An 18,878-nucleotide genomic window follows, 5' to 3' on the forward strand; every position below is an offset into this window, starting at 1 on the left:
GGCGGCAGAATGGAGGAGAGGAGCGCACGGCCGTGGACTGGTTCACCGCATCGGAGTACTGGCTGAGCCGGCTGGTCTTCCAGCGCGGTCTGGCCGCCGTGTACCTCCTCGCGTTCCTGACGGCGGCCGGGCAGTTCCACGCGCTGATGGGCGAGCGCGGGATGCTGCCGGTGCCCCGCTTCGTCGCACGGGTGCCGTTCCGGCAGGCGCCCAGCCTGTTCCAGCTCCACTACTCCGACCGTTTCTTCGCGGTCTGCGCCTGGTCGGGCTGCGCGGTGTCGGCCGCGCTGCTCGCGGGGCTGGACTCCGTGCTGCCCCTGTGGGGCGGGATGCTGCTGTGGCTGGTGCCCTGGGCGCTGTATCTGTCGATCGTCAACGTCGGCCAGACCTGGTACGCATTCGGCTGGGAGTCCCTGCTGCTGGAGGTCGGCTTCCTCGCCGTGTTCCTGGGCAACGACGAGGTGGCCCCGCCGGTGCTCGTGCTGTTCCTGCTGCGCTGGATCCTGTTCCGGGTGGAGTTCGGCGCGGGCCTGATCAAGATGCGTGGCGACGCGTGCTGGCGGAAGCTGACGTGCCTGTACCACCACCACGAGACGCAGCCGATGCCCGGCCCGCTGAGCTGGTTCTTCCACCACCTGCCCAAGCCGCTGCACCGCGCGGAGGTTGCCGCCAACCACGTCACCCAGCTGGTGGTCCCCTTCCTGCTGTTCACCCCGCAGCCGGTCGCCACCGCCGCCGCGGCCCTGATGATCGTCACGCAGCTGTGGCTGGTGGCGTCGGGCAACTTCGCCTGGCTGAACTGGATCACCATCGTGCTGGCCCTGTCCGCGCTGCGGATCCCCGGCTCCCCGCCGTCCGTGCCCGCGACCCCGCTCTGGTACGAGATCGTGGTCCTCGCCGCCGCCGCGCTGGTCCTGTTCCTGAGCTACCACCCGGTGCTGAACATGGTCTCCCGGCGCCAGGTGATGAACCGGTCCTTCGACCCGCTGCACCTGGTGAACACCTACGGCGCGTTCGGCAGCGTCAGCCGGGTCCGCTACGAGGTCGTGGTCGAGGGCACGCGCGACGCCGTACCGCACGAGGACTCGGACTGGCGGGAGTACGAGTTCCGGGGCAAGCCGGGCGATCCACGGCACTGGCCGCGCCAGTTCGCGCCGTACCACCTGCGGCTCGACTGGCTGATGTGGTTCGCCGCGCTGTCGCCCGCGTACGCCGGGACGTGGTTCGGCGCGCTGGTGGAACGGCTCCTGGAGAACGACCGTGACACGCTGCGGCTGCTGCGGCGTTCGCCGTTCCCATCGGACGAACCGCCACGCTATGTCCGCGCCCGCCTCTTCCGCTACCGCTACACGACCTGGCGCGAGCTGCGCGAGACCGGCGCCTGCTGGGAACGGGTCTACGTGCGGGAGTACCTGCCGCCGACGCGGCTCTCGGAAGCCGCTCAGCGGCCCTGAGGGGGCGGATCGGCCGGCCGGTCGCGCGGACCGGCGCCCCGGCGGGCGGGCCCGAGGCCGTAGACGGCGGTCGCGGTGCCCTCGTACAGCCGGGCTCGCTCCGCCGCGCCGAGGTCTTCGGTCAACTCGTGTGCGGTGGCCATGACTTCGGCGTAGGTCGCGGCGAGTGTGCACACCGGCCAGTCCGATCCGAACATCAGCCGGTGCGGGCCGAAGGCGTCCAGCACGGTGTCCGTGTAGGGGCGCAGGTCCGCGGGGCGCCAGGTCCGCCACTGCGCCTCCGTGACCAGACCCGACAGCTTGCAGACCGTGTTGGGGAGGGCGGCGAGGTCGCGGACCGCGGTGGCCCACGGCTCCTTCTCGCCCGAGGCGACGGGCGGTTTGCCCAGGTGGTCGAGGACGAAGGTGAGCTCTTCGTGGCGGGCGGCGGCTCCGGCGCAGGCGGGCAGCTGGTGCGGCAGCACCACGAGGTCGTAGGCGAGGCCCGCCGCGGCGACGGCGGCGAGGCCCCGGCCGACGTCCGGACGCAGCAGCCACCGCGGGTCGGGCTCGCCCTGGACCTGGTGGCGGATGCCTTTGAGGTACTCACCGCCGGGGAGTTCCCGCAGCCGGGCGAGTTCGTCGGCCACGTCCGGGCGGGTGAGGTCGATCCAGCCGACGACTCCGGCGATCAGCTCGTGCCCGGCGGCGAGGGCGAGGAACTCGGGGGTCTCCGCGGCCACGGTGACCGTCTGGACGAGGACGGTACGGTCGACACCGGCCGCCCGGGTTTCGAGTTCGAGGTCGGCGACGGTGAAGTTACGGCGCAGGGAGGCGAGTTCGGGGCCGGTGATCCAGTCCTGGTCACGTACGGACAGGTCCCACACGTGGTGGTGCGCGTCGACGGTCACGGCAGCTCCCAGACCACGGGCAGCCCGGCGTCGGTGCCCTCCCGGGAGTAGTCGTGCACGACGTCCAGCAGTTCCGCCATCCGTGCCTGCCAGGCCACGTTGACCGGCAGTTGCTCCAGCTCGGCCAGCAGACGTGGGTAGTCCTCGCACTCCAGGACGTGGAAGAGGTCGGTGCCGCTGCGCCAGATCGTCCAGGACGTCGCGCCGGCGGCGCGGATCGCGTCCGTGAGCTCCTTCGGGACCTCGCGGTGGGCGGCCTCGTACGCGGTGACACGGTCGCCGCGGACCCTGGTGTGCAGGGCGACCCTCATGACGGGTCCTCCCCCGGGACGGGCGCGTCGGCGGACAGCAGCCCGGTGTCCCGCAGCTCCTGCCAGAAGGCCGCGGGTACGGGGCCGGCGAACTGCTCGGCGCAGTCGTCGACCTCGGACGCGGAGCGGGCGCCGACGAGCACGCCGGCCACGGCCGGGTGGGCGGCACAGAAGGCGAGCGCGGCGGCCCGCAGGGTGCTCCCGTGGCGCTCGGCGACCGACTTCAACCGCAGGGCGCGGTCGAGCAACTCGTCCGGTGCTTGTGCGTAGTTGTAGGTCGCGCCCGGCTTCGGGTCCGCCAGCAGACCGGAGTTGAAGGCGCCGCCGACGACGACCGAGGTGCCGCGGGCGGCGGCCGCGGGCAGCAGGTCGGTGAGCGCGCTCTGGTCGAGCAGGGTGTAGCGGCCGGCGCACAGCACCACGTCGACGTCCGTGTCCCGGACGAACCGCGCGAGCATCTCCGCCTGGTTCATGCCCGCGCCGATCGCGCGGACCACCCCCTCCGAACGGAGCTTCTCCAGCGCCGGGTAGCCCTCCCGGAAGGCCTGTTCGGCATGGTCGTCGGGGTCGTGGAGGTAGACGACGTCCACCTGGTCGAGGCCGAGCCGCTCCAGGCTGGCTTCCAGCGTGCGGCGTACGCCGTCGGCGCTGAAGTCCCACACGCGGCGCTGGTCGGCGCGCACGGCGAAGCCGTTGGCGAGGTCGTCGCCCGCACCGTCGGCGGGTTCCAGGCGGCGGCCCACCTTGGTGGAGAGGGTGTACGACGACCGCGGACGCGTGCGCAGGGCGGCGCCGAGACGGCGCTCGGACAGGCCGAGGCCGTAGTGGGGCGCGGTGTCGAAGTAGCGGACGCCCCGCCGCCAGGCGGTGTCCACGGCCCGGTGCGCCTCCTCCTCGCCGACCTCGGTGTACAGATTGCCGATGGCGGCCGCTCCGAAGGCCAGGCCGGTGATCTCGACGCCGCTGCGGCCGAGTGCGCTCACCGCTGTCCCGCCGGACGCAGCCGCAGGCCCTGCATGCCGCCGTCGACCGCGAGGGACGTGCCGGTGGTCGCGCCGGACAACGGGCTCGCCAGGTAGGCGATGGCGCCCGCGACCTCGGCCGCGGTGACCAGACGGCCGGAGGGCTGGCGGGCCTCCAGTGCGGCGCGTTCGGCGGCCGGGTCATCGGCCGTGTCCAGCAGACGGCCGACCCAGGGGGTGTCCGCAGTACCGGGGTTGACGCAGTTCACGCGGATGCCCTCGCGGACGTGGTCGGCGGCCATGGCGAGGGTGAGGGAGTACACGGCGCCCTTGGTGGCGCTGTACAGCGCCCGTCGCGGCAGGCCCGCGGTGGCCGCGATGGAGCAGGTGTTGACGACGGCCGCGTGCGCCGACGCGCGCAGGTGCGGCAGGGCGGCGCGGGTCGTACGGACGATGCCGACGACGTTGACGTCGAGGACGCGATGCCACTCGGCGTCGTCGTTGTCCTCGACGGTGCCCTGGGCGCCGATGCCGGCGTTGTTGACGAGGACGTCGAGTCCGCCGAGCTCGGCGACGGCGGCGGCCACCGCCTCGCGTACGGACGTGTCGTCGGTGACGTCGGCCCGGTGGGCGAGCAGGGGCTTCGCCACGGACGAGGGGTCCAGGTCGAGGACGGCGACCCGGGCGCCCCGGGCCGCGAGGAGTTCGGCGGTGGCCCGGCCGATGCCGGAGGCGCCGCCCGTCACCAGCGCCGTCAGTCCCTCGAAGTCGGTCATGCGGCCTGCCCTTTCTCCGGGTCGAGGTCGGCGGCCCAGAAGGCGCCGCCGGGGAACGTGTACCGCGCGATGGACTCGGGCCGCATGGTGGCCGAGAAGCCCGGCGCGGTGGGTGCCACGTAGTGGCCCTCGTGGATCACCACCGGGTCGACGAAGTGGTCGTGCAGATGGTCGACGTACTCGATGACCCGGTCGTCGGTGGTGCCCGAGAGTGCCACGTAGTCGAACATCGAGAGGTGCTGGACGAGTTCGCACAGGCCGACCCCGCCCGCGTGCGGGCAGACGGGGACGCCGAACCGGGCCGCGAGGAGCAGCACGGCGAGGTTCTCGTTGACACCGCCGACGCGGGCCGCGTCGATCTGGACGACGTCGACGGCACCGGCCTGGAGCAGCTGCTTGAAGACGATCCTGTTCTGGACGTGCTCGCCCGTGGCCACCTTCACCGGGGCGACGGCACGGCGGATCGCCGCGTGGCCGAGGATGTCGTCGGGGCTGGTGGGCTCCTCGATCCAGTACGGGTCGAACTCGGCGAGGGCCTTGGTCCAGGTGATCGCCTCGTCGATGCCCCAGCGCTGGTTGGCGTCGATCGCCATCCGGATGTCGGGGCCCACCACCGAGCGGGCGACCCGGCAGCGGCGTACGTCGTCCGCCAGGTCGGCGCCGACCTTCAGCTTGATCTGCCGGAAGCCGTCGGCGACGGCCTGGGCGGCGAGCCGGCCGAGCTTGTCGTCGTCGTAGCCGAGCCAGCCCGCGGAGGTGGTGTAGGCGGGGAAGCCGCGCTCCAGCAGCCGGGCCCGGCGTTCCTCGGCGCCCTGCCTGCCGCGGCGCAGCAGGTCGAGGGCCTCCTCGGGGGTCAGCGCGTCGGTGAGGTAGCGGAAGTCGATCTGGCGCACCAGCCAGGCCGGGTCGGCGTCGGCGAGGAGCTGCCACAGCGGCTTCCCGGCGCGTTTGGCCGCGAGGTCCCACACGGCGTTGACGACCGCTCCGATCGCCATGTGCATCACGCCCTTCTCGGGCCCGAGCCAGCGCAGTTGGCTGTCGCCGATCAGGTCGCGGTTCAGGCTGCCGGGGTCGGCGCACAGCTCGGCCACGTCCCGTCCGACCACGTGCCCGCGCAGTGCCTCGATCGCGGCGACCTGCACCTCGTTGCCCCGCCCGATGGTGAAGGTGAATCCGTGCCCCTCGTGCCCGTCGGCCGCGTCGGTGCGCAGGACGACGTAGGCGGCCGAGTAGTCGGGGTCCGGGTTCATCGCGTCGGAGCCGTCGAGCTCGCGCGAGGTGGGGAAACGGATGTCGTGGGTGTCGACCGCGGTGACGCGGGCCAAGGACGCGGACACAGAGGGCCTTTCGGTCGGTGACGGGGAGCGCGGGAGTCAGTCCTGGGCACGGCCGGTCGTCACCCGGGCGATCATCAGGGCGACCAGGATGATCCCGCCGTAGATGGCCTGGATCCAGAAGGACGGGACCTGGGCGAGGGTGAGCAGGTTCTGCACGACTCCCAGCAGGAGTACGCCGGTCAGGGCTCCGAACATGGTGCCCTTGCCGCCGTCGAGGCTGATGCCGCCGATCACCGCGGCCGCGAACACGGTGAAGATCATGTTGTTGCCCTGGTTGGCGCTGATCGCGCCGACGTACCCGGTCTGCATGATCCCGCCGACCGAGGCGAGGACACCGGCGACGACGAACACGCCGAGCATCACGCGCTCGACCCGGATTCCGGCCGCGCGGGCCGCCTCCGGGTTGCCGCCGATGGCGTACAGGGCGCGGCCGACGCGGTGGTACTTCAGGACGAATCCGGCGACGCCGAAGGCGATTCCGGCCAGCCAGACCGACATCGGGATGGAGACGAAGGTCGTGGTCGCCAGCGAGTAGAACGAGTCCGGCATCCCGAACAGGGTCTTGCCCTTGGTGGCGCCCACCAGCAGTCCGCGCAGCACGATCAGCATCGCGAGGGTCACGATGAACGCGTTGAGCTTGAACCTCACGACCAGCACACCGTTGAACGCGCCGACGACCGCTCCCGCCACGAGGACGGCCAGCAGGGCGAGCGGGGCCGGGAATTCGGTACCCCAGCCGGACTGGGCGGCGGGCAGCACGAGCAGCGCGCCCACGGCGGGCGCGATGCCGACGACCGACTCGAGGGACAGGTCGAACTTGCCGGTGATCAGCACCAGCGACTCGGCGAGCACGACCATGGCGAGCGCGGCGGAGGCGCCGAGGATCGAGATCAGGTTGCGTTCGGTGAGGAACGAGTCGTTGACCACCGCGCCGAGCACCATCAGCAGCAACAGGGCGGGGACCAGGGCGAGTTCACGGGCACGGCGCAGCAGCACCGTCCTGGCCGAGCCGGGGACGGTGGCGCGCGGCGGTGCGAGGGGCGGGCTCTTCGTCTCAGTCACCCGGGCCCCGCTCTCCTCGGCCGGGGGTCCGGGGGTGGTCCCCCGGGGAGATGCGGTGGCCATGGTCCACTCCTTCGATGGAGGCGATCAGCTCATGGTCGCGCCAGCCCGCCGGGTGCTCGGCGACGACGCGGCCGTGGAAGAGGACGAGGACGCGGTCGCAGCGGCGCAGGTCGTCGAGTTCGTCGGAGACGACGAGCACGGCGGTGCCGTCCTCGCGGGCGCTGTCCATCCGGGCGAGCAGCGACTGCTTCGACTTCACGTCGACGCCCGCGGTGGGGTTGATGAGGACCAGCAGGCGCGGGTCGGAGGCGAGGGCGCGGGCCATGACGACCTTCTGGGCGTTGCCGCCCGACAGGTCGGAGACCGGCTGCTGCGCGCCCTCGGTGTGGATGTCGAGGCGCTCGATCAGCTCGCCGGCGAACCGGCGTTTGCGGTCGGCGGCGACGAAGCCGAAGCGTCCGAGCCGGTCGAGGACGCCGAGGGTGGTGTTGTCGCCGACGGTCATGCCGGGCACGAGGCCCTGCTCGTGCCGGTCGCGCGGGACGCAGCCGACACCGGCCCGCTGGGCGCCCCGCACGTCGCCGAACGGGAGCGGCCTCCCGTCGAGCCGGGCCGTCCCGCCCGTCGGGGTGTACAGGCCGGCCAGGGACTCGGCCAGCTCGGTCTTGCCGCTGCCGCTGGAGCCGGCGAGTCCGACGACCTCCCCGCGGCGGACGGTGAGGTCGATGCCCTCGTACGACGGTGAGGTGAGCCCCCTCGCGTCGAGCACCACGGGGGAACCGGCGGGCACCGCGTCCCGGACGTGCTCGCGCGACTCGGCGACCGACTCCGCGGCCATCGCCTCCACCAGGGCCGTCCTGGGCAGTTCGGCGACCGGAGCGGTGGTGATCCAGCGGGCGTCGCGCAGCACGGTGACGGTCTGGCAGACCTCGTACACCTCCTGGAGGTGGTGCGAGATGAACAGGAAGGTGACACCGGAGTCCTGGAGGGCTCGCATGCGGGTGAAGAGCCGCTCGATCTCCCGGTTGTCGAGCTGGGCGGTCGGCTCGTCGAGGACGATGAAGCGGGCGCCGAAGCTCAACGCCCGGGCGATCTCCACCATCTGACGGTCCTCGACCTTGAGGTCGGCGGTGCGCGCCTCGGGGTCGACGCGCACGTCCCAGGTGTCGAGCAGTCGGCCGGCCTCGGACTTCAGCCGCCGCCAGCTGATGAAGCCGCCGCGGGCGACGGGCTGCCGGTTGATGAAGAGGTTCTCGGCGACGGTCAGTTCGGGGACGACGGTGGGTTTCTGGTAGACGCAGGCCACCTTGCGGCGCCAGGCCTCGCGGTCGGCGAGCGGCGGCGCGGGCTCCCCGTCGAAGCGGATGTCGCCCTCGTCGGGGGCCTGGAGGCCGGTGAGCAGGGTGACGAGGGTGGACTTGCCGGCGCCGTTGCGGCCGACGAGGGCGTGGGACTCGCCGGGCAGCACGGTGAGCCGGCCGTCCGCGAGGGCGACGGTGGGGCCGTACCGCTTGACGATGTCCCGCGCCTCGACCAGGGGCGTGCGCGGGGTCTCCTGGGTGTTCATCCGACGGTGTTGCCCCACAGCTCGGGGTCGTCGACGTTGTCCTTGGTGACCAGCGGCGCGGGCAGTTGGTCCTCCAGGATGCCGCCGGGCAGTTCCACGATCGTGGAGTCGTGGTCGGTCGGGCCCGGCTCGAACGTCTTCCCCTCCATCGCCGCCTTGATGTAGTACATGCCGTACTTGGCGTAGGCGTCGGCGGGCTGGGAGACGGTCGCGTCGATCTCACCCTTGCGGATGGCGTCGAACTCCTGCGGGATCCCGTCGTTGGAGACGATCGTGATGTGGCCCGCCTGCCCGGCCGTCTTGAGCATGCCCTTCGACTTGAGGGTCTGGAGCGTGGGCGCGAGGTAGACGCCGCCCGCCTGCATGTAGATGCCCTTGATGTCGGGGTTGGCGTTGAGGAGGGTGTCCAGCTTGGAGGCCGCGGTGTCGGACTCCCACTTCGCGGGGATCTCCAGCACCTTGAGCTTGGGGAAGTTCTTCTTGACGCAGGAGCGGAACGCCTCCGAGCGGTCCCGCCCGTTGACCGAGGCGAGGTCGCCCATGATCTGCACGACCTTGCCGGACGGGATCTGCTTGCCGAGGTACTGGCAGGCCTTCTCCCCGTAGGCGACGTTGTCGGCGCGCACGACCATCGCGACCTTGCCCTTGTCCGGCGCCACGTCGACGGCGACGACCGGCACACCCCTGCGTTCGGCCTGGTCGAGTCCGGCCTCGATGGCGGCGCTGTCCAGCGGGGCGACGACGAGACCCTTCACGCCCTGGTTGAGCTGGTTGTTGATGTCGGTGATCTGCTGCGAGGGGTCACTGTTGGAGTTGACCGTCTTGAGCGCGTCGACACCTTCCGACGTGGCCATCTTCGGCACGTAGTCGTTGTACGACTGCCAGAACGGCGAGGTCAGCAGGGGCAGGATCACCCCGACCTTGCCGGTGCCGCCACCCCCGGCAGCGGCGGCACCGGTGTCCTTGGTGCTGCCGCAGGCCACGAGCGTGAGGGCGGCGCAGGCGGTCAGCGCCGCCGCACGCGTCACCCGGGAGGAAGTCCGTCCGCCCCGCAGTCCGTTCCGCGATCCGTTGCGCACTTGTCGGCTCCTCATTGAGCGTGATCGAGCAGTTGCCCGCATATTTATCAGACCACTTCGTGCCCGCAACACCCTTCGACAGCAATTCTCCGCGGTTTCGAGGCATAGTGGTCCGACCACCTCGGTGGTTAGACTGCGGCGCACAGCAACAGGAGGAGCGGTGTGGACGAGACCGTGACGCGAGGGGCGGACACCGGACCCGCCGCGCAGAAGGGCACGGTGACGCAGCGCGCCATCGAGCGGATCAAGGCACTGATCGCGGAGGGACTGCTGGAGCCGGGCCAGCGGCTGCCTACGGAGCGCGACCTCGCGGCCCAACTGGGCATCTCACGCAGCTCGATGCGGGAGGCGATCCGCGCGCTGACCGTCATGGGCGTCCTGGAGGCCCGGCACGGCTCCGGCATCTACGTCACCCAACTGGAGGCCGGCGACCTGCTGGAGACCTTCGGCGTCGTCGCCGACCTGTCCCGCGGCCCGCGTCTGGTGGAACTGCTGGAGGTGCGCCGGGTGCTGGAGTCGACGGCGACCGCGCTGGCCGCCGCGCGGATCACACCGGAGCAGTTGGCCGAGGTCGAGAAGCATCTGACGGCGATGAACGCGACCGACGATCCGGAGCGGATCCTCGCCCACGACCTGGCATTCCACCGCGAGATCGCGGCGGCCGCCGGCAACGACACCATGGCCGCCATCCTGGAGGGGCTCTCCTCCCGCACCTTCCGCGCCCGCGTCTGGCGCGGCTACCAGGAGGAGGGCGCCTTCGCCCGCACCCGCCGCGAACACGCGGCGATCCACCGCGCCCTGGTCGCCCGGGACCCGGAGGCGGCCAGGGCGGCGGCCGCCGCGCATGTGGGGGAAGTGGAGGAGTGGCTGCGCGGGCAGGTGGGGGCGTAGGCGCCGGAGCGGGGAAGTAGTCGCGAGCACCGGGGTGCGGACGGGCCCGTAGGCACCGGCGTGCGGACGGGGCCGTAGGCACCGGGGTGCGGGCGGGGGCCGGCGGGCGTCCACGGAGCCGCGCCGCCCGGCTACTGCCGAGCGCGCTCACGCCCCGCCCGCCGGCACCCCGCCCCATCCCGGGTTCAGGCCCGCGTCAGCCGCAGCGTGACCAGCTCGAACGGCCGCAGCCGCAACGTGAGCGCGTCGCCGTCGACTTCGGGTGTCGCCGCCCCGGCGAGCGGACGTTCCAGCAGATCCGTCACCGTCACGCCCGCGACCTCGAACCCGGCCGTCAGCGTGGCCCGTACCCGTCCGCCGTGCGCCTCGTGGCAGCGCACCACCACGTCACCGCTGCCGTCGTCGGCCAGCTTGACCGCCGTGACGACCACTGCGTCCCGGTCGACCGTCACCAGCGGGACGACCGCCTGCCCGCCGCTGACCTGCCGCCGGGGCTGGTTGATCCGCCAGCCCTCACGCACCGCGTCACCGACGACGGCGCCCGGCACCAGCGCGTGCCGGAAGCGGTGCACGCCCTGGTCGGTCTCCGGGTCGGGGAAACGCGGGGCACGCAGCAGGGAGACACGGACCGTGGTGGTCGTGCCCCGGTCGCCCTCGGTGCGCACGGTACGGGTCACGTCGTGGCCGTACGTCGAGTCGTTGACCAGTGCCACGCCCCAGCCGGGCTCCTCCAGATGTACGAAGCGGTGGTTGCAGGCCTCGAACTTGGCCGCCTCCCAACTGGTGTTGGTGTGTGTGGGCCGGTAATGGTGCCCGAACTGGGTCTCCGACGCGTACCGTTCGGCGTGCACGTCGAGCGGGAACGCCAACTTGAGGAACTTCTCGGTCTCGTGCCAGTCGACCTCGGTGTCGAGGTCCAGCCGCCGCTCCCCCGGGGCCAGCGTCAGCACCTGGGTGACGCGCGACGCGCCGAAGGACCGCACGATCCGCACCGACCCGTCGCCCTCGCCGGGGGTGACCTCGTCGGCGTCGGTCAGGTCGGTGACCGTGTTGCGGTAGAACTCGTCCACGTCCCAGGCGTCCCACATGTTCGGGAAGTCGGGGTGGAGCTGGAGGAGGTTCGCCGCCCGGCCGGGTGCGACCGTCTCACGGTCCGCCGCGATGTCGTACGCCGACACGACGAGACCGTCGGCGTCGATCTCGACGCGCAGGAGGCCGTTGTCCAGGACGTACCCACCGCCACCGCGCGGGGTGAGCGCGGTCCGGCCCTCGCTCACCGGGGTCGCGGCACCGCCCGCCTGGATCCCGTCCCGGGAATGGGGCGCCGCGTTGAAGACCAGCGGGATCGTGCCCTCACCGGCCAGGGCACGCTGGGCCCCGTCGATGATCGCGTCGAGCTCGCCGGCCAGCCGCGCGTACGTCGCCCGGGCCTCCCGGTGCACCCAGGCGATCGACGACCCCGGCAGGATGTCGTGGAACTGGTGCAGCAGCACCGTCTTCCAGATCCGGTCCAACTCCTCGTAGGGGTAGGGGAAAGCGCTGCGGACGGCCGCCGTGGCCGCCCACAGTTCGGCCTCGCGCAGGAGGTGTTCGCTGCGCCGGTTGCCCTGCTTGGTCCTGGCCTGGCTGGTGAGGGTGGCGCGGTGGAGTTCGAGGTAGAGCTCGCCGACCCAGACGGGTGCGTCGGGGTATTCGGCCTCGGCCTTGTCGAAGAACTCCCGCGGGGTCTCCCAGACCACGGTCGCCGAGCCTTCGAGGTCGCGCAGCCGGGCCGCCTTGGCGACCATCTCACGGGTGGTGCCGCCGCCTCCGTCACCCCAGCCGGTAGGGGCGAGGGAGTGCCGGGCGACGCCCTTGTCCTTGAAGTTGGCCGCCGCGTGGGCTACTTCGCTGCCCTTCATCGAGCAGTTGTAGGTGTCCACGGGCGGGAAGTGGGTGAAGATCCGCGTGCCGTCGATGCCCTCCCAGCGGAAGGTGTGGTGCGGGAACTTGTTCACCTGTGACCAGGAGATCTTCTGGGTCAGCAGCCGGGTGGCGCCCGCGGCCTTGATGATCTGCGGCAGGCCGGCGGCGAAGCCGAAGGTGTCGGGCAGCCACGCCTCGTCGTTCTCGACGCCGAACTCGTCGAGGAAGAAGCGTTTGCCGTGCACGAACTGACGGGCCATCGCCTCGGATCCGGGCATGTTGGTGTCGGACTCGACCCACATCCCGCCGGCCGGCACGAACCGGCCGTCCGCCACCGCCTTCTTCACCCGGGCCCACACCTCGGGCCGGTGCTCCTTCACCCAGGCCCACTGCTGGGCCTGCGACATGGCGAAGACGAAGTCCGGCTCGTCCTCCAGGAGCGCGGTCATGTTGGAGGTGGTGCGGGCGACCTTGCGGACCGTCTCGCGCAGCGGCCACAGCCACGCCGAGTCGATGTGCGCGTGACCGACGGCGCTGATCCGGTGGGCGGAGGGCGCGGCGGGAGCGGCGAGCACCTCCGTGAGGTGGGAACGGGCGGCAGCGGCCGTGGAGTTGACGTCCTGGAGGTCGATGGTGTCCAGGGCCCTCTCCACCGCCCGCAGGATGTCCCAGCGGCGGCCCGACTCCACCGGCAGCTCGGCCATCAGCTCGCCCAGCACCTCGAGGTCGACGACGAGCTGCCAGACGGTCTCGTCGAAGACCGCCAGGTCCATGCGGGTGAGCGTGTACTGGGGTTCGCTGCCGGCGGTGTCCTTGTCACCGAGCCGTGTGGGCAGGAAGGGGTGGTAGTCGAGGATGACGGGGTTGGAGGCGGCCTCGATGTGCAGCAGCACCTGTTCGCCGCCCGCCACGGGCGCGCCGACGCGGACCCACTGGTTGCGCGGGTTGAGGCCCTTCACCGGCGAGCCGTCGGGCCGGTAGACCAGGCCCTCGCACTGGAATCCGGGCATGTTCTCGTCGAAGCCGAGGTCGAGGATCGCCTCGACGGTCCGACCGGCCCACGCCTCGGGCACGGTCCCGGCGACCCGGAACCAGCTGGTGCCCCAGGGAGCACCCCACCGGGCGCCGACCCGGATCGGCTCGGGTTCGCCGGCGAGTCCCTCGGCGACCGGCACCGGCTCGCCGGGGGCGTGCCACACCGACACGTCCAGCGGTACCGACTCGGGGTACACGGCGGGGCGGACACGCTCGTCGAGGACGCGCCTGAGGCGGGCTTCGACCAGGCTGCGGTCGTCATGCATGCGGGGTGCTCCGTTGCTGGGTCGGGGATGGTTACCAGGTGTGCGTGACGGTCACGGGGGCCGACGAGGTGTACAGCTCCCCCACGGCGCGCAACTCCAACCGCGCCTGCGTCTCGCCTTGTTCGGGCCGCAGACCGGTGACGAAGTACGCGCTCTGGCAGGTGCCGCCGAGGAAGCGGCGGGTGCCGTCGGGCAGGAGCCGGTGCAGGGTGTAGTGGCGTACGTCGCCTGGGGCGGCGGTCCACGCCAGGCGCAGGTCACCGCCGGACGCCGCGGTGATGTGCGGGTCGGCGGGGGCGGCGGGGGTGCCGACCGTGTCGCGGACCGCGAGCCCGCCCAGCCGCCAGCGCACCGGGCCGGCCGTCGCGGTGAGCCGCACGCCGAGCGCGTGGACGGCCCCGGAGAGGCCGGTGAGCGGGACGGTCACGGTCTGCCAGCCGTTGGGCGACTCGACGGCCGAACCGGCCTGCGGCGAGTCGGCAGCCGAGCGGTCCTTCGGCAGGTCGGCAGCCGAACGACCCTGCCGCGAGGCGCCGGCCGAGCCGCCCTGCCTCCTGTCGACCGGGGGCACCGGCAGATACCTGTACGCGGGCGTCGCACCGGCGGCACTCGGCTCCGCCGTGGCCACGGCAAGCTCGACGTCCACCGCGCCCGCGTCCGTCCGGTACGTCAGCTCGACCACCGTCTCGACACCGATCGGCAGCCGGGTCGCGTACACGTCCAGCACCGCCGGCTCGTCCAGTTCACCGTCGACCAGCACGCTGCTGCCACCCCGCCAGGCGTCCGCGAAGTCGAAGGCGACGGCCGGCCGCGCTCCCTCCGTGCGCGTCACCCACTGCCGCGACGGCATCCGGTCCTGCAGCCCGAGGTGGTTCCACGGGGCGTCCGAGGTCACCGCCCCCTCCTCGTACCAGCGCAGCCCGTGTCCGGTGTTGAAGGTGCTCGCGAACGGCAGCGAGGTCACCGTCGACCGGTCCGCGATCGACACCGCGGGCGCCCGCCAGGGGTCGGTGGCGTCGGGCCGCGAGGGATCGAGCGACCGTCCGCTCCAGAACCTGTCGTCGGCGGCGTGGAAGTCACCCGGGGTCCTGCTGCCCGCGGGCAGGTGGTTGCGGGTCCACTCGGGGCGGTAGAGGCCGAGGGAGGCGATGTGCGCCTTGTTCGCCGGCACGATCGCGTCCCCGTTCACGGCCGAGTTCGAGCCGTTCGACTCGACGTCGACACCGGCCCACAACTCGTAGGGACTGCGCCCCAGTTGCTGGGCCCTCCCGCCGGAGGAGGCCAGTGTCCCGGCCGACCAGCGGAAGTCGACGAACATGTCGTCGGCCGCCTGGAAGAACGCATGGTTCTGGCTGTCGAGCGCGCCCTGCCAGCTCACGGTGCCGTTCACGGTCATCGCGTCGTACCAGGTGACCCGCTGTCCCCGGGCCGCCGCGAGGGACCTCAGCTCCCGCACGAAGCCGAGCATGTCGGTGCCCAGCGCGGTGTTCCCGCCGCTCGTCTCGGCGTTGACGAACCAGCCGTCGAAGCCGTACGCGGCAGCGACCGCGACCAGTCGGTCCGCCAGCGGGTAGTGCCCGGCCGCGTCCTTCTGCACGAGATCCCGCGTCCACCGCAACTGCCCGCCGTAGGCGGTGGGCGGCAGGAAGATGTTGCCGAGGACCGGCACGCCGTGCCGGTGGGCCGCGTCGACGATCGGCGCGTTCGGGGCGAGGATCAGCCCCTCGCCGGACGAGCCGCCCCAGAACACCAGCTCGTCGAGGTAGGACCAGTGGGTCAGCGCGTAGTAGTCGGCGGTGGCCGAGCCCTGGGACGGGTTGCCGGAGGTCGGTCCGAAGGAGACCAGCGACTGCACACGGGCCTGTCCGGCGCGGGCGGTGCCGTTCGCGGGGGTCGGGGTGAAGCGGGCCGCGAGGGGCACGGACGCGGCGTTGAAGGCGAGGTCCGCGTCCCCGGCGGCCGTCCAGGTCTTCAGGCTGCGCCAGGTGATGCCGGTGCCCGGGGCCCCGGAGGGCAGCGAGTCCGGGTACCAGTAGGAGGCGTACGGCGGGAGCGCGGTGGCGTCGGCCCCGGAGGCCGTGGGGGCCGTGCCGGCCGTGGGGGGTTCGGCCTTCGGGGCCGCGAAGGCGGGCAGCGGCGGCAGCAGGGCGGCCGTCGCACCGGCGAGCAGGACGGTGCGTCTGGTGGGGTTCACGAGCTGGTGCCTCCTGGTGGGGTGTGGAGTACCTGATCGGGAGTGACGACCTCGGTGATGCCGCGGTCGGCGAGGTGGTCCTTGTCGTCCGCGCGGGTGTCGAGGACGGTGGCGGGGCGGACGCCGTCGGCGGTGAGCCGGAAGAAGGCGTCGAAGACGGGGCCACCGGGGGCGCAGACCGAACGGGTCGAGGGGTCGGCGGGGACGACGAGCGCCGTGGTGCGGGGCGCCGGGGCGGGCCGGGGCTCGCGGGCCGCGCGCGCGAGTGCGTGCGCGAGGTCCTTGGGCCGCCGGTCGTTCGTCAACAGGCCCAGCCCGTACTCGAGTTCGGGAAAGTCCGCCAGACTCCGGGACACGTCGTGGGAGCACCACCAGGTGATGCCCCACAGCCCGGGACAGTCCAGGGCGTTCGTGACGGTCGCCGCGGTGAAGGCGGCGGCGTGCTCGGGCGGCACCAGCGGGGCGGGGGCGCCGACCTCCTGGAGCCAGACGGGGCGCCGCGGGTCGTCGGCCCAGGCCTTGCCGAGCTCGATCAGGTACGCGGCGTGGTGCTCGGCCGGGACGGAGGTACGGCCGTGCCGCTGGGCGGTGCCGTTGAAGACCCAGGAGTGCACGGCCGTCAGGGCGCCGCGCCGGGCGGCCTGGGCGGGGGTGAAGGGCTGGTCGTCCTGGTACCAGGTGGCGTCGTACTCGGCGTGCAGGTGAAGCCTGCCGGGCGCGCCCTCCTCGCAGGCGGCGAGCATGCGCTCCAGCCAGGCGTCGATCTCGTCCGGCGTGGCCCGGTCCGGGTCCGGGTGGGGGCCGGCCGAGAACTGGTTGACCTCGTTGCCGAGGGTCATGCCGAGGAAGTTGGGGCGGTCGGCGAGGGCCCCGGCCAGGGTGCGCAGATAGGCCGCCTGGCCGTCGAGGACGTCCGGGTCGGTGAAGAGGTTGCGGCGGTGCCAGGTGCGGGTCCAGGCGGGCAGGAAGTCGAAGCTGCTCAAGTGGCCTTGCAGTCCGTCGACGTTGACGTCGAGGCCGCGTTCGGCGGCGGCGTCCACGAGCCGGACCAGGTCCTCGACGGCGCGTGGCCGGATCAGGGTGCGGTTGGGCTGGAAGTAGGGCCACAGCGGGAAGACCCGGATGTGGTCCAGGCCCAGCGCGGCGATGGAGTCGAGGTCGGCGCGCACGGAGTCGAGGTCGAAGTCGAGCCAGTGGTGGAACCACCCCTCGCTCGGGGTGTAGTTGACGCCGAAGCGCACGGCAGCAGGCATACGGAAGTCCTTGGACGGGGGCAGGCGCTGGGACGGAGACGGAGACGGGCAGACACTGGCGCAGGAACAGGAACAGGAACGTGCGGTTCAGCCCTTCACCGCGCCCTCCCCCACCCCCCGGAAGAAGTACCGCTGGAGACAGGCGAACAGGGCGATCAGGGGCGCGACGGCGATGACCGTGCCGGCGGCGACGAGCCGTTCGTCGTTGGCGAAGGTGCCGTGCAGGTAGTTGAGGCCGATGGTCAGGGTGAACCGGGACGGGTCACTGAGCACGATGAGCGGCCACAGGAAGTCGTCCCAGGCGCCCATGAAGGCGAAGATCGCGACGACGGCGAGGGTCCCCTTGACGGCGGGCAGCGCGATCCGCAGGAACCGCTGCCACGCGTTCGCGCCGTCGACGTAGGCCGCCTCCTCGATCTCGTAGGGCAGGTTGCGGAAGGCGTTGCGCATGAGCAGCACGTTCATGGCGCCGATGCTGCCGGGCAGCACGACTCCGACGAGGGTGTTGTTCAGGCCGAGTTCCCGCATGGTCGTGAACTGGGCGATGATGATGCCCTCCACGGGCACGAGCATCGCCAGGACGAAGGCGAGGGTGGCCGCGCGGCGGCCGCGGTAGCGCAGCCGGGCCAGGGCGTAGCCGGCGAGCGCCGAGCCGACGCAGTTCGTCACGACGTTGGCGCCGGCGACCTTGAGCGAGTTGAGGGCGTAGTCCCAGACGGGGATGGTGGCGCCGACCCGCTCGTAGTTGTGCAGGGTGGGGTGTTCGGGCAGGAACGTCGGCGGTGAGTCGTAGATGTCCTCGGTCGGGCCTTTGAGCGAGGTGGACAGCTGCCACAGGAACGGGCCCACGGTCAGGGCGAGCACGACCAGCAGCAGCGCGTAGCGCAGGACGAGTTCTCCCACCCGGACGCGACGGCCGTGCTCGTCGGCGACCCGGGGTTCCCTGGCGGCGGCCGGTTCCCGGACGGGCCGTATCTTCTCGGCGACGCTCATGCCTCTTCCCTCCGGTCGGCGCGCAGCACGAGCAGCATCAGCGCGACGGTGACGACGAAGACGACGACGGAGAGCGCGGAGGCGTAGCCGACCCGGCCGGTCAGGCCGGTGCCGGTGCGCTGGACGAGCATGACGAGCGTGGTGTCCTCGCCCGCCGGGCCGCCGCTCGGGCCCGCCATCAGGTACACCTCCGAGAACACCTTGAACGCGGCGACCGAGGACAGCGCGGCGACCAGCACCATCGTGGAGCGGACGGCGGGGACGGTGACGCTGACGAAGCGCCGTACCGCGCCCGCGCCGTCCACGGCGGCGGCCTCGTGCAGTTCGCGCGGCACATCGGCGAGCGCCGCGAGATAAATGATCATGTAGTAGCCGAGGCCCTTCCAGACCGTGACGGCCATGGCGCTCAGCAGAAGCAGCCACTGGTCGCTGAGGAAACCGACCCGGCCGAGGCCGACGGTCTCCAGCAGCGAGTTCACCAGGCCGCGTTCGTCGAGCAGCCACACCCAGATGAGCCCGACCACGACGATCGAGGCGACGACCGGGGTGTAGAAGGCGGAGCGGAAGAAGGTGATGCCGGGGATGTTCTTCTGCACCAGCAGGGCGAGCAGCAGGGGCAGGACGACGAGCGCGGGGACGACACCGACGACGTAGAGGGTGCTGTTGCGCAGGCCGATCCAGAACATGTCGTCGTGGAGCAGCTCGCGGAAGTTGGCGAGTCCCACGAAGTGGCCCGGGATCAGGGTGCGGCGGTCGGTGAAGGCGTTGACCAGGGTGGAGACGAACGGGTAGAGGATGAAGACGCCGATGATCAGCAGTCCGGGGGCGGCGAACAGCCAGGGGCTGCTGGGCAGCTGGCGCCGCACCCGGGACGCACGGGGCACGGTGGGACTCGTCATG

Annotated in this window: 15 protein-coding genes; 2 read left to right on the plus strand and 13 right to left on the minus strand. The window is 72.0% G+C overall.

Annotation, left to right across the window (positions count from 1 at the left end):
* Positions 1 to 32 precede the first annotated feature (32 nt).
* Positions 33 to 1,454 carry a lipase maturation factor family protein gene (locus ACFV0T_RS04405; RefSeq protein ID WP_385774289.1) on the plus strand — a complete coding sequence of 474 codons (1,422 nt, stop codon included), beginning with the start codon at positions 33 to 35 and terminating at the stop codon, positions 1,452 to 1,454.
* On the opposite strand, the gene ACFV0T_RS04410 is transcribed toward ACFV0T_RS04405, so the two are convergent.
* From ACFV0T_RS04410 to ACFV0T_RS04445, 8 genes are read right to left on the minus strand one after another with little or no spacing between them, the layout of a single operon-like run.
* Positions 1,442 to 2,344: an amidohydrolase family protein gene (locus ACFV0T_RS04410; protein WP_385774291.1), complete on the minus strand. Its 903-nt coding sequence runs from the start codon at positions 2,342 to 2,344 to the stop codon at positions 1,442 to 1,444. The two genes, ACFV0T_RS04405 and ACFV0T_RS04410, sit on opposite strands and share 13 nt — an antisense overlap.
* A complete protein-coding gene (locus ACFV0T_RS04415; protein ID WP_385774292.1) occupies positions 2,341 to 2,655 on the minus strand; it encodes an L-rhamnose mutarotase in 315 nt (104 codons plus the stop codon). Before ACFV0T_RS04415 ends, ACFV0T_RS04410 begins: the two co-directional genes overlap by 4 nt.
* Positions 2,652 to 3,638, minus strand: a complete 987-nt coding sequence (locus ACFV0T_RS04420) for an aldo/keto reductase (protein WP_385774294.1) — start codon at positions 3,636 to 3,638, stop codon at positions 2,652 to 2,654. Before ACFV0T_RS04420 ends, ACFV0T_RS04415 begins: the two co-directional genes overlap by 4 nt.
* On the minus strand, positions 3,635 to 4,393 hold the full coding sequence (locus tag ACFV0T_RS04425) for an SDR family NAD(P)-dependent oxidoreductase (RefSeq protein WP_385774296.1): 759 nt from the start codon (positions 4,391 to 4,393) through the stop codon (positions 3,635 to 3,637). Before ACFV0T_RS04425 ends, ACFV0T_RS04420 begins: the two co-directional genes overlap by 4 nt.
* Positions 4,390 to 5,730: an L-fuconate dehydratase gene (locus tag ACFV0T_RS04430; protein WP_385774298.1), complete on the minus strand. Its 1,341-nt coding sequence runs from the start codon at positions 5,728 to 5,730 to the stop codon at positions 4,390 to 4,392. The genes ACFV0T_RS04425 and ACFV0T_RS04430 overlap by 4 nt, the downstream gene beginning before the upstream one ends.
* A 36-nt stretch (positions 5,731 to 5,766) precedes the next feature.
* Complete coding sequence (locus tag ACFV0T_RS04435; RefSeq protein WP_385774300.1) at positions 5,767 to 6,792, minus strand: ABC transporter permease; 1,026 nt, start codon at positions 6,790 to 6,792, stop codon at positions 5,767 to 5,769.
* Complete coding sequence (locus tag ACFV0T_RS04440) at positions 6,785 to 8,362, minus strand: sugar ABC transporter ATP-binding protein (RefSeq protein WP_385774302.1); 1,578 nt, start codon at positions 8,360 to 8,362, stop codon at positions 6,785 to 6,787. Before ACFV0T_RS04440 ends, ACFV0T_RS04435 begins: the two co-directional genes overlap by 8 nt.
* Complete coding sequence (locus ACFV0T_RS04445) at positions 8,359 to 9,456, minus strand: sugar ABC transporter substrate-binding protein (RefSeq protein ID WP_385774304.1); 1,098 nt, start codon at positions 9,454 to 9,456, stop codon at positions 8,359 to 8,361. Before ACFV0T_RS04445 ends, ACFV0T_RS04440 begins: the two co-directional genes overlap by 4 nt.
* Before the next feature lie 147 nt (positions 9,457 to 9,603).
* On the opposite strand from ACFV0T_RS04445, the gene ACFV0T_RS04450 reads away from it, so the two are divergent.
* Positions 9,604 to 10,332 (plus strand): FadR/GntR family transcriptional regulator, encoded by a 729-nt coding sequence (locus tag ACFV0T_RS04450; protein WP_385774306.1) that lies wholly within the window; start codon positions 9,604 to 9,606, stop codon positions 10,330 to 10,332.
* A gap of 185 nt (positions 10,333 to 10,517) precedes the next feature.
* Here the strand turns inward: ACFV0T_RS04450 and ACFV0T_RS04455 are convergent, their stop codons facing one another.
* The 5 genes from ACFV0T_RS04455 to ACFV0T_RS04475 form a co-directional block, all read right to left on the minus strand.
* Entirely contained in the window at positions 10,518 to 13,538 is a 3,021-nt protein-coding gene (locus ACFV0T_RS04455; RefSeq protein WP_385774308.1) for an alpha-mannosidase, read from the minus strand.
* A 31-nt stretch (positions 13,539 to 13,569) separates the two neighbouring features.
* Entirely contained in the window at positions 13,570 to 15,732 is a 2,163-nt protein-coding gene (locus ACFV0T_RS04460; protein ID WP_385774310.1) for an endo-beta-N-acetylglucosaminidase, read from the minus strand.
* Positions 15,729 to 16,985 carry a glycosyl hydrolase gene (locus ACFV0T_RS04465; protein WP_385774311.1) on the minus strand — a complete coding sequence of 419 codons (1,257 nt, stop codon included), beginning with the start codon at positions 16,983 to 16,985 and terminating at the stop codon, positions 15,729 to 15,731. Before ACFV0T_RS04465 ends, ACFV0T_RS04460 begins: the two co-directional genes overlap by 4 nt.
* 87 nt (positions 16,986 to 17,072) lie before the next feature.
* The gene (locus ACFV0T_RS04470; protein ID WP_385774313.1) at positions 17,073 to 17,978 is read right to left on the minus strand and encodes a carbohydrate ABC transporter permease; all 906 of its coding nucleotides are present in this window, start codon (positions 17,976 to 17,978) and stop codon (positions 17,073 to 17,075) included.
* Complete coding sequence (locus ACFV0T_RS04475; RefSeq protein ID WP_385774315.1) at positions 17,975 to 18,877, minus strand: carbohydrate ABC transporter permease; 903 nt, start codon at positions 18,875 to 18,877, stop codon at positions 17,975 to 17,977. Before ACFV0T_RS04475 ends, ACFV0T_RS04470 begins: the two co-directional genes overlap by 4 nt.
* Between the last annotated feature and the right edge of the window lies 1 nt (position 18,878).

This window comes from Streptomyces sp. NPDC059582 (genome assembly GCF_042735715.1).
GTDB lineage: Bacteria > Actinomycetota > Actinomycetes > Streptomycetales > Streptomycetaceae > Streptomyces.

Excerpts from the sequence above, each read along its gene's own strand:
- ACFV0T_RS04415 (WP_385774292.1), bottom strand. The coding sequence starts at position 2,655 with ATGAGGGTCGCCCTGCACACCAGGGTCCGCGGCGACCGTGTCACCGCG.
- ACFV0T_RS04425 (WP_385774296.1), bottom strand. The coding sequence starts at position 4,393 with ATGACCGACTTCGAGGGACTGACGGCGCTGGTGACGGGCGGCGCCTCC.
- ACFV0T_RS04440 (WP_385774302.1), bottom strand. The coding sequence starts at position 8,362 with ATGAACACCCAGGAGACCCCGCGCACGCCCCTGGTCGAGGCGCGGGAC.
- ACFV0T_RS04445 (WP_385774304.1), bottom strand. The coding sequence starts at position 9,456 with ATGAGGAGCCGACAAGTGCGCAACGGATCGCGGAACGGACTGCGGGGC.
- ACFV0T_RS04455 (WP_385774308.1), bottom strand. The coding sequence starts at position 13,538 with ATGCATGACGACCGCAGCCTGGTCGAAGCCCGCCTCAGGCGCGTCCTC.
- ACFV0T_RS04465 (WP_385774311.1), bottom strand. The coding sequence starts at position 16,985 with ATGCCTGCTGCCGTGCGCTTCGGCGTCAACTACACCCCGAGCGAGGGG.
- ACFV0T_RS04470 (WP_385774313.1), bottom strand. The coding sequence starts at position 17,978 with ATGAGCGTCGCCGAGAAGATACGGCCCGTCCGGGAACCGGCCGCCGCC.
- ACFV0T_RS04475 (WP_385774315.1), bottom strand. The coding sequence starts at position 18,877 with ATGACGAGTCCCACCGTGCCCCGTGCGTCCCGGGTGCGGCGCCAGCTG.